Origin of the sequence: Pseudomonas sp. K5002, assembly GCF_013386655.1 — a bacterium.
Lineage (GTDB): Bacteria > Pseudomonadota > Gammaproteobacteria > Pseudomonadales > Pseudomonadaceae > Aquipseudomonas.
In genome coordinates this window covers 1-8,799 of sequence record NZ_JACARK010000009.1, presented here as the reverse complement: position 1 = coordinate 8,799, position 8,799 = coordinate 1, and the positions used below count along the sequence as shown (strand labels likewise).

The 8,799-nt window shown below is 60.7% G+C and carries 8 protein-coding genes and 1 pseudogene; 8 read left to right on the top strand and 1 reads right to left on the bottom strand.

The annotated features are described in order from the left end of the window. Together HX846_RS00340 and HX846_RS00335 are read left to right on the top strand one after the other, a co-directional pair. A pseudogene (locus HX846_RS00340) lies at positions 1 to 501 on the top strand (alpha/beta hydrolase); the annotation flags it as partial. A 62-nt stretch (positions 502 to 563) separates the two neighbouring features. Beyond that, positions 564 to 1,217, top strand: a complete 654-nt coding sequence (locus HX846_RS00335) for a DsbA family oxidoreductase (protein ID WP_003216466.1) — start codon at positions 564 to 566, stop codon at positions 1,215 to 1,217. A gap of 203 nt (positions 1,218 to 1,420) precedes the next feature. Here the strand turns inward: HX846_RS00335 and HX846_RS00330 are convergent, their stop codons facing one another. Next, entirely contained in the window at positions 1,421 to 2,191 is a 771-nt protein-coding gene (locus HX846_RS00330) for a MipA/OmpV family protein (protein ID WP_178964779.1), read from the bottom strand. A 229-nt stretch (positions 2,192 to 2,420) separates the two neighbouring features. Between HX846_RS00330 and HX846_RS00325 the strand changes: the two genes are divergently transcribed. The 6 genes from HX846_RS00325 to HX846_RS00300 form a co-directional block, all read left to right on the top strand. Next, entirely contained in the window at positions 2,421 to 3,125 is a 705-nt protein-coding gene (locus HX846_RS00325) for an MtnX-like HAD-IB family phosphatase (RefSeq protein WP_008435530.1), read from the top strand. Next, complete coding sequence (locus HX846_RS00320; RefSeq protein ID WP_003216473.1) at positions 3,118 to 4,512, top strand: aspartate aminotransferase family protein; 1,395 nt, start codon at positions 3,118 to 3,120, stop codon at positions 4,510 to 4,512. The genes HX846_RS00325 and HX846_RS00320 overlap by 8 nt, the downstream gene beginning before the upstream one ends. Next, positions 4,509 to 5,375: a carboxylesterase gene (locus tag HX846_RS00315; protein ID WP_003216475.1), complete on the top strand. Its 867-nt coding sequence runs from the start codon at positions 4,509 to 4,511 to the stop codon at positions 5,373 to 5,375. Before HX846_RS00320 ends, HX846_RS00315 begins: the two co-directional genes overlap by 4 nt. Before the next feature lie 16 nt (positions 5,376 to 5,391). Further along, positions 5,392 to 6,516, top strand: coding sequence for a GNAT family N-acetyltransferase (locus tag HX846_RS00310; protein ID WP_178964778.1), 1,125 nt, complete (start codon positions 5,392 to 5,394; stop codon positions 6,514 to 6,516). Continuing rightward, the gene (locus tag HX846_RS00305) at positions 6,516 to 8,294 is read left to right on the top strand and encodes a HAMP domain-containing sensor histidine kinase (RefSeq protein ID WP_178964777.1); all 1,779 of its coding nucleotides are present in this window, start codon (positions 6,516 to 6,518) and stop codon (positions 8,292 to 8,294) included. Before HX846_RS00310 ends, HX846_RS00305 begins: the two co-directional genes overlap by 1 nt. Continuing rightward, positions 8,284 to 8,799 (top strand): sigma-54 dependent transcriptional regulator (locus HX846_RS00300; protein ID WP_178964776.1); only part of this gene is annotated, 516 nt, incomplete at its 3' end. The genes HX846_RS00305 and HX846_RS00300, both read left to right, overlap by 11 nt.

Below are 8,799 nucleotides of genomic sequence, written 5' to 3'. Positions count from 1 at the left end.
GCCGAAGGCCTGCCGGCACCGAGTGCGGCGCTGGTGCAACTGTTGTCGCGCCGCAGCGCGCCCAATCGTGAAGTGGCCCTGGAACAACAGGCCGACCTGCTGGCGGCGCTGGGCAGTCCTTATGTGAAGGATGATCGCAAGGTGCTGTTGCAGCAGGCGGCGCAGTCGTACGACCGGGCGTTCAACCCTGACGGTGTGAAGCGCCAGATCATGGCGATCCTTGCCGAACCGAGCCGGGTGCCGTTGCTCAATCAACTGCGGGTGCCGACGCTGGTGGTGCATGGCACGGCCGATCCATTGTTGCCGGTGATGCATGGGGTGCACCTGGCGGCGCATATCCACGGCAGCCAGCTGCGGCTGATTCCGGGGCTGGCGCATCGTTTCCAGGAGGCGTTCAAGGCGCCGTTGCTGGCGGCGGTCTTGCCCTACTTGCAAGCGCATCGGCAGGATGCGGCGCATTGGGCGCAGATCGACCCGGTGGTGCCTGCGAAGGTTTTGTAAGGGCTTGACGGGGTGTATCGTGGGACCTTTCCGGCGTTTAATGCCAGCGAGGTTGCCTAGTCATGAGTACTCCCCTGAAAATCGATTTCGTCAGCGACGTGTCGTGTCCCTGGTGCATCATTGGCCTGCGTGGCTTGACCGAGGCCCTGGACCAACTGGGTCCGGAGGTGCAGGCCGAGATTCATTTCCAGCCGTTTGAGCTGAACCCCAACATGGCTGCCGAAGGGCAGAACATTACCGAGCACATCACTGAAAAGTACGGTTCCACGGCTGAGCAGTCCCAGGCTAACCGGGCGCGGATTCGTGATATGGGTGCGGAGTTGGGGTTTGCGTTTCGTACGGACGGGCAGAGTCGTATCTACAACACGTTTGATGCCCATCGTCTGTTGCATTGGGCGGGGCTTGAGGGGTTGCAGTACAACCTCAAGGAAGCATTGTTCAAGGCGTATTTCACTGACCAGCAGGATCCGTCTGATCACGGGACGTTGGCGGGGATTGCCGAGGGTGTTGGGCTGGACCGTGTGCGGGCAGAGGAAATTCTGGCTTCGGACGAATATGCCGCCGAGGTGCGGGAGCAGGAGCAGTTGTGGGTATCTCGCGGGGTGACTTCTGTGCCTACCATCGTGTTCAACGATCAGTACGCGGTGAGTGGTGGGCAGCCGGCTGAGGCGTTTGTCGGGGCGATTCGGCAGATTATCAGTGAGGCCAAGGGCTGAATGGGGCTGTCAGATAAAAATCAAAAGCAGCCGACCTGAGTGTTAGAAGCAAAAGCAGAGCCGCTTTATGTGGGAGCGGGCTTGCTCGCGAAGAACCAGAGGGCGCCGTGTTGAATCAGGAGGCCCGAGTCATCGTTAACGACCTTCGCGAGCAAGCCCGCTCCCACATTTGGAGCGTGCCCGCCTTTGATTTTGCTGTTGCTTCAATCAAACTTATAGCTGATGGCCGTCTGCACCTGCCCCTGATTCACATCCCCGGTCTCCTTGACGATGCTGCTATTGGCCGCTGACCCCACCAGGTGTATCCAACTGGCACTGGTCAACAGCGACCACTTCGCATCCAAAGGAAACTCAAAACTCTGCGTCAACGTCAGGTTCTGAAACCCGGCACTGGCGTTATACGGCCGAAACCCGGAGGCCGCAGCCTCATTGGCATCCACCCCGAAAAACGTCTGCGCCTGGCGGGCATCGGCAAAGTGCGCCATCAAGCCGGTGCTGCCGATAATGCCGCTCCCCAACGGATAACCCAACTCGCCGCCGAGCTTGCCCACCACGCCGCTTTGATCACGCGCCCCGCCCACGGCCTGGCCCACCTGTGCATACACCCGCCAGAAATCAGCCGGAGCGTATTGGATGAAACCGCCGATCTCGGCCATGTCCGAAACATCGCGTAACCCACGCAACGAGCCATTGGCCGTGCGCCCCGGCAGGTAATTGATATAGGGCCCCGCGGTAAAACCGTTGGTATTGAGCGCACTCCAGGTCAGCCCATCGTCGGTACCCAGGCTGACACTCCCCCAATCCAGGTCGAAATAAGGGATCGGCCGCGTTTCGTAGCGGCTGCCCGTCGGATCGTGGGGCTGATAGCTGACGCCTGCGCCGGCTTCACCGGTAATTCCGTCCGCCAGCGCAGCGCCGCAAACGCCCCACAGCCCCAGCAAGCCGGTGAATACAGCAAAAGTAACCCTGGACATGGAGCCATTTCCTTTTGTGAACATGCGCGCATGAACGCGCAAACGCCCTGCCTTAGGCAAGCACTCATCTAGGTTGTAGCAAGCTACAAAAATTGTAGCAAGTTCCGACACAACCACACGCCGATACCCGCCAAACCCTTTGAAAACAGGGGTTGGTGGCACTTGGCACACTCCATGCTCTATCCCCTGCAAGCGCAACAGCGCGCTCCTACTTCATAGGTAAATGCAGATGATCCACTGGCATATCGTGTGTGACTTCGACGGGACTATCACTCCTACCGACGTCATCGACAACGTCCTCCAACGCTTCGCCGGCCCCGAGTGGGAAACCATCGAGCAGGAATGGCTGGATGGGCACATCGGTTCGCGCGAATGCCTGAGCCGTCAACTGGCGCTGATCAAGGCGACCCCGGCCGAGTTGCTGGCGTATTTCGACAGCGTCGAGATCGATCCGGACTTCCCGGACTTCGTCGACCACGTCATGGGCCTGGGCGCTTCCATTGAAGTGGTCAGCGATGGCATCGAACAAGGCATCGCGCGGATTCTGTCGCGCAACTACGTGACCTTGCTGCCGATCCTCGCCAACCGCCTGCGCCAGGTCGACCAGAACAGCTGGCGCATCGACTTCCCGTATGCCAGCGACGCCTGCCGTGCCGCCTCCGGCAACTGCAAGTGCAAGTCCACGCCGCGCAACAAGCGCGTGCTGGTGATCGGCGACGGCAAGTCCGACATGTGCGTGGCCTCCACCGCCGACTTCGTCTTCGCCAAGGCCAGCCTGGCCGACTACTGCGAAACCAACAACATCCCTTACGCGCGGTTCGACACCTTCGCCGAACTGCCGGCATTGCTGGCCAAGCTGCCTCAGGGCATCGCCGCCAACGCCACCTCCTTCAGCACCTCTTCCGACAATCAGGAACTCTTCCACCATGTCTGATATCCGCATCGCTACCGCAGAAGACCAGGTTCTTCTGGATAAAGAAGCCAAGTACTGCTCCTACGGCGACACCGTTCACTACATCGACCCGCCGCGCATTTTCAGCCGCTGCGAAGGCTCCTACGTCTGGGACACCGAAGACCAGGCTTACCTCGACCTGCAAATGTGGTACTCGGCCGTTAACTTCGGTTACGCCAACCCGCGCCTGAACAACGCGCTGAAACAGCAGATCGACACCCTGCCGCAAATCGCCAGCCAGTACCTGCACAAAGGCAAGATCGAGCTGTCGGAAATGATTGCAGTCGACGCCAAGAAAAAATTCGGCCTCGACGGTCGTGTGCACTTCAACGTGGGCGGTTCGCAGTCCATCGAAGACTCCCTGAAAGTGGTGCGTAACGCCACCAACGGCAAGAGCCTGATGTTCGCCTTCGAAGGCGGCTACCACGGCCGTACCCTTGGCGCTTCGTCGATCACTTCGAGCTACCGCTACCGTCGTCGCTATGGCCACTTCGGCGAGCGCGCCAACTTCATCCCGTTCCCGTACCACTTCCGCGGCCCTAAAGGCATGACCAAGGAAGAATACGGAAGCCACTGCGTGCAGCAGTTCGCCCGTCTGTTCGAAACCGAATACAACGGTGTGTGGGACCCGAAAGTCGGCCAGAGCGAATACGCCGCCTTCTACGTCGAGCCGATCCAGGGCACCGGCGGCTACGTGATCCCGCCGATGAACTTCTACAGCGAGCTCAAGCAGGTCCTCGACCAGCACGGCATCCTGATGGTCGTCGACGAAATCCAGATGGGCTTCTGGCGTACCGGCAAGCTGTGGTCGATCGAACACTTCGACGTCAAGCCGGACGTGATCGTCTTCGGCAAGGCGCTGACCAACGGCCTGAACCCGCTGGGCGGCATCTGGGCCAAGGAAGAGTTGATCAACCCTAAGATCTTCCCGCCAGGCTCCACTCACTCCACCTTCGCGTCCAACCCGTTGGGCACCGCGGTAGGCCTGGAAATGTTCAAGATGACCAGCGAAGTCGATTACGGCGCAATGGTCATGGCCAAGGGCAAATACTTCCTGGCCGGCCTGCAAGAGCTGCAAAAGCGCTTCCCGATCATCGGCGACGTCGATGGCCTGGGCCTGGCCCTGCGCTGCGAAATCTGCGGCCCGGACGGCTTCACTCCGGACAAGGCGACCCTGGACTACATGGTCGAGGAAGGCATGAAGGGCGACATGGTGGTTGACGGTCAGAAACTCGGCCTGATCCTCGACGTGGGCGGCTACTACAAGAACGTGATCACCCTGGCACCGTCCCTGGAAATCAGCTACCCGGAAATCGACCTGGGCCTGAAGCTGCTCGAGCAACTGCTTGTGCGAGCGACCAAACGGTGAGCAGCCACGAGATCGACCTCGGTGAAGGTGATGCCGGCTTCGTTCTCGGTAGCGGTCCGATTGGGATCCTGTTGATCCACGGCCTGACGGGCACCCCGACGGAACTCCGTCGGGTGGCCCAGGGGTTGGCCAAGGTCGGTAACTGCACGGTGTACGTGCCGACCCTGGCCGGCCACTGCGGGGACAACAGCGACCTGCAAGCCACCGGCTGGCAGGACTGGTACGAAGGCGTGCGCAAGACCTTCGTCGCGGTGAAACAGCGTCACGAGCAGGTATTCGTCGGCGGCTTGTCGATGGGCGCGGTGATGTCGATGTACGTGGCGTCGCAGTTCCCCGGCCAGGTTGCCGGCTTGCTGATGTACTCCACGACGTTGAAGTACGACGGCTGGAGCATCAACAAGATGGCGTTCATCACGCCCTTGCTGATCCGTATTCCCTTCGGTGTGCGCCTGTTCCGCTTTACTGAAAAGCCGCCCTACGGCATCAAGAACGAGCGCCTGCGGGCGATCGTCGAGCGGCAGATGAAGGAAGGGGAGAGCAGCGAGGCGGGTCTCTTGACCATGGAGGGCGTCACGGTGCGCGAGTTGCACTGGATGAATGCCGTGGTGAAGAAGCTCATGCCATCGATCAAGACCCCGGCCCTGGTGCTGCATTCCATCGAGGATGACATCACCAGCCGTTGGAACGCCGATTACGTGGAACGCCATCTCGGCGGCCCCGTGACCAAGATCCTGCTGGACAACTGCTACCACATGATCACCGTCGACCTGCAATACCGTCGGGTGATCGAGTTGAGTGCCGAGTTTGTCGGGCAGCACGCACACGCCACAGAGGCTCCTGAAGATTATCGACAGCTGGCTTGAACCCTAAGGATTTGACGTGATCACCGCCCAAGCCTTTTCGACCATTCGGGCCATCGAACGCAGTGCCTGGAACGACTGTTTTCCCGATGCCCTGGAGGATTGGGACTATTACGTGGCCGTGGAAAACGCCGCTATTGATGACTTTCAGTGGCGCTACCTCACGGTGTTTGACGATGCAAGGCTGGTGGCGGTCGCACCGGCGTTCATCACGCGGTATCGCCTGGACACCACCGTGTCAGGCGTAGGCAAGCGCTTTACCGAGCGCCTGGAGCGACTGTGGCCGGGTGTTTTGAAGTTGGGCCTGTATGCCATCGGCTCGCCGGTGGCGGAGCAGTGCAATGCGGGCATCGCCAGCCACGTTGCCGAATCAGGGCGCGAGGCTCTGCTTGCGCAATTGCTCGCTGCCGCGCGCCAGGATGCCGATACGTTCGGCGTCGGGCTGGTGGCGGTCAAGGATGCACCGACCAGGGACGAAGGCTGGTCAAACAGCTGCCTTGGCGCGGGTTTCCAGAGCATGCCCAGCCTGCCAACGGCCTTGTTGCCGATCCCTTTTGGTTCAGTGGACGCCTACCTCGGTTCGCTGGACAAAGCCACCCGCAAGGACCTGCGCCGCAAACTGCGTGCGCCGGGCCCGCGTGTCGAGTGGCGACGCAACATCGACGACGTACTGCCGCGCATCATGGCGCTGTATGAGGCCACCCTGGAACGCTCCGACCTGCAGTTCGAGCGACTGCCGGCGGGCTATTTCACCGGTATCCTTGAACAGCTGCAGGAACGTGCGGTCTGTGTGCTTTATTGGGTGGACGAGCAACTGGTGGCGTTCAACCTGATCCTGTTGAACCAGGATCGCCTGATTGACAAGTTTTTCGGCGAAGACAGTAACTACAGTCGCGAATACAGCCTGGCGGTGCGCAGTTGGTTAACCAACATCGACTACTGTATTCGCAACGATATTGCGTTATATGAATGTGGTCAGGCCGGCTATGCCAGCAAGTTGCTGCTGGGCTGCGAGTTCCAGGGCAACAGCATGTTTTTCCGCCACCGTAACTGGCTGGTCAACCGTGCGCTGTTCGTTGCAAAAGTGTTTCTCCGACCGGATCGATCCGACCCTGCCATGGCTGCTGCGATAAGCGAAACCTGATGATCAACAAGACCCGCCAAAAAGCCCGCCCCTTTGCCATTTCGCGTTGGAGCGTCCAGCGCAAGCTGGTGTTGGCGTTCTGGCTGGTGACGGTGATCCCGACGATGATCGCGGCGGAGCTGGCCGCGACGACGCTGTCGCAGATCTTCGACAGCAACGTGCGCATCTGGCTGCAGGAGTCGACCAAGATCGTCAAGGACGAGATCGGCGACATCCTCCACGACAACGCCCGGGTCGCCCAACTGTTCCTGCGCTATACCAAGCCGCCGTCGTCGCGCCAGGCCGAGAAACACGACAAGCTGACCGCCGATATTGCCGCCGCCACCGACATCGACGTGGTGGCGCTGATCCGCAGCAGTGACCACAAAATCGTGTTTACCACCGCCGCCGATGACATCGTCAAGCAAATAAACCTGGCCAGTAATGCGGTGTTGCAGACGGTCGAAGTGGGTGGCGTGACCACCGGGGTTGTGGTGTCCACCTTCGAGACCAGCGAGGACGGCGTCGATTATCAACTGCTGGTGGCCACTTATCTGGACAGCAGTTTCCTGACCAGCGTGGCCGATGTGCATTCCCTCGACCTGCGCTTGTACCTGGCCAACCCCAGCGGGTTTTCGGAGATTTTCTCCACCCAGCGCTTCGTCGATCACCCCACGCGGATTCCTTCGAGTATCGAATCTGCGCTGCGCAGCACCAAGCAACCCAGCGAACAATTCACCAACAACTACAGCGGTTTGTACTGGCCGATCTTCAACGATGCCGGCGAGCTGCAAGGGGTGATCTTCAGTGGCTTGCTGCGCCATACCAGCCTGGTGGGCCTGGTGAACCAGAGCAATCTGTTCGTGTTGATCTTCCTGCTCAGCTCGGCGTTGTCCCTTGGCGCGGGCATGCTGGTGTCCCAGCGCCTGACCCGGCCATTGCGGGATCTGTCCGAAGGCGTCAGCGCGGTGATCTCGGGTAACTATCAGCACCGTGTGGCGGTCAGCGGCGGCGACGAGCTGGCGCAACTGAGCAGCACCTTCAACCACATGACCGAGCGCCTCGGTGAGTTGCATCACCTGGAAGCGCAACTGCGCCGCCGCGACCGCCTGCATGCACTGGGCGAAGTCGCGATGGGCCTGGCCCACGAAATTCGCAACCCGCTGGGCATTATCAAGACGGCCACCCAGTTGCTGCATCGCCGCGCCGATTTGCCGGAAACCGACAAGCGTCACCTCGAATATGTGATCAGCGAAGTCAGCCGGATCAACGACCTGATCACCGAATTCCTCGACTTCGCCAAACCCAGTGCGCCGCTGCGCACCGTGCAGGCGGCACGCCCGGTGGTGGAGGAGATCCTCGGCTTCTGCGGGCCTGAGCTTGCGACCCATAACATCGACGCGCAAATTGATGATGCGGCTCCCGGCGCGACGATTTATGCCGATGCCAAGCAGCTCAAGCAGGCGTGCCTGAACCTGATTCTCAACGCCATCGACGCCATGCCCGGAGGCGGGCGCCTGACCCTGGGCATCCACAGCGTGGGCGGCAACACGGTGATCAGCATCGGCGATACCGGCGAGGGCATTGCGCCGGACATGATCGAGCGGATCTTCACACCATTCGTCACCACCAAGGCCTCGGGCACGGGCTTGGGTCTGGCCAAAGTGTTCTCGATCATGGAAAGTCATGACGGCAGCATCGAATGTGTCAGCGAGACAGATGCCGGCGCCACCTTCAGCCTGTACATTCCGGCCCAGGGTGCAGACGACGGCGATGATGAGGATGGTGATGACGCATAACGTATTGGTAGTTGACGACGAACCCAAGCTCTGTGACTTGCTTTCGTCGGCCTTGAGCCAGAGCGGGATCCAGGTGTTTACCGCCGGCAACGGCCTGCACGCGCTCAAGGTGCTGGAGCAGGAAGACATCGACCTGGTGATCAGCGACTGGCGCATGCCCGGCATGGACGGGCCGGCGCTGCTGGCGGAAATCAAGGTGCGCTACCCGCAGTTGCCGGTGATCGTGATGACCGCCTACAGCACCGTGAAAAACGCGGTGCAATCGATGCGCAACGGCGCCTACGACTACATCGCCAAGCCCTTCGATATCGACGAGCTGGACATCACGGTGGCGAAGGCCCTGCAGTTTCGCGACATCATGCGCGACAACGCGCGCATGCGTGCCGAGTTGGATGAACATGCGCAGTTCGACAGCCTGGTGGGTGACAGCCCGGCGTTCCGCCGCGTGCTGCACGCCGTGGACTCGGTGCGCGACAGCAACGCTACGGTGCTGCTGACGGGCGAA

Coding starts and splice junctions, on each gene's coding strand:
- HX846_RS00330 (WP_178964779.1), bottom strand. CDS start 2,191: ATGTCCAGGGTTACTTTTGCTGTATTCACCGGCTTGCTGGGGCTGTGG.
- HX846_RS00305 (WP_178964777.1), top strand. CDS start 6,516: ATGATCAACAAGACCCGCCAAAAAGCCCGCCCCTTTGCCATTTCGCGT.
- HX846_RS00325 (WP_008435530.1), top strand. CDS start 2,421: ATGATCCACTGGCATATCGTGTGTGACTTCGACGGGACTATCACTCCT.
- HX846_RS00320 (WP_003216473.1), top strand. CDS start 3,118: ATGTCTGATATCCGCATCGCTACCGCAGAAGACCAGGTTCTTCTGGAT.
- HX846_RS00335 (WP_003216466.1), top strand. CDS start 564: ATGAGTACTCCCCTGAAAATCGATTTCGTCAGCGACGTGTCGTGTCCC.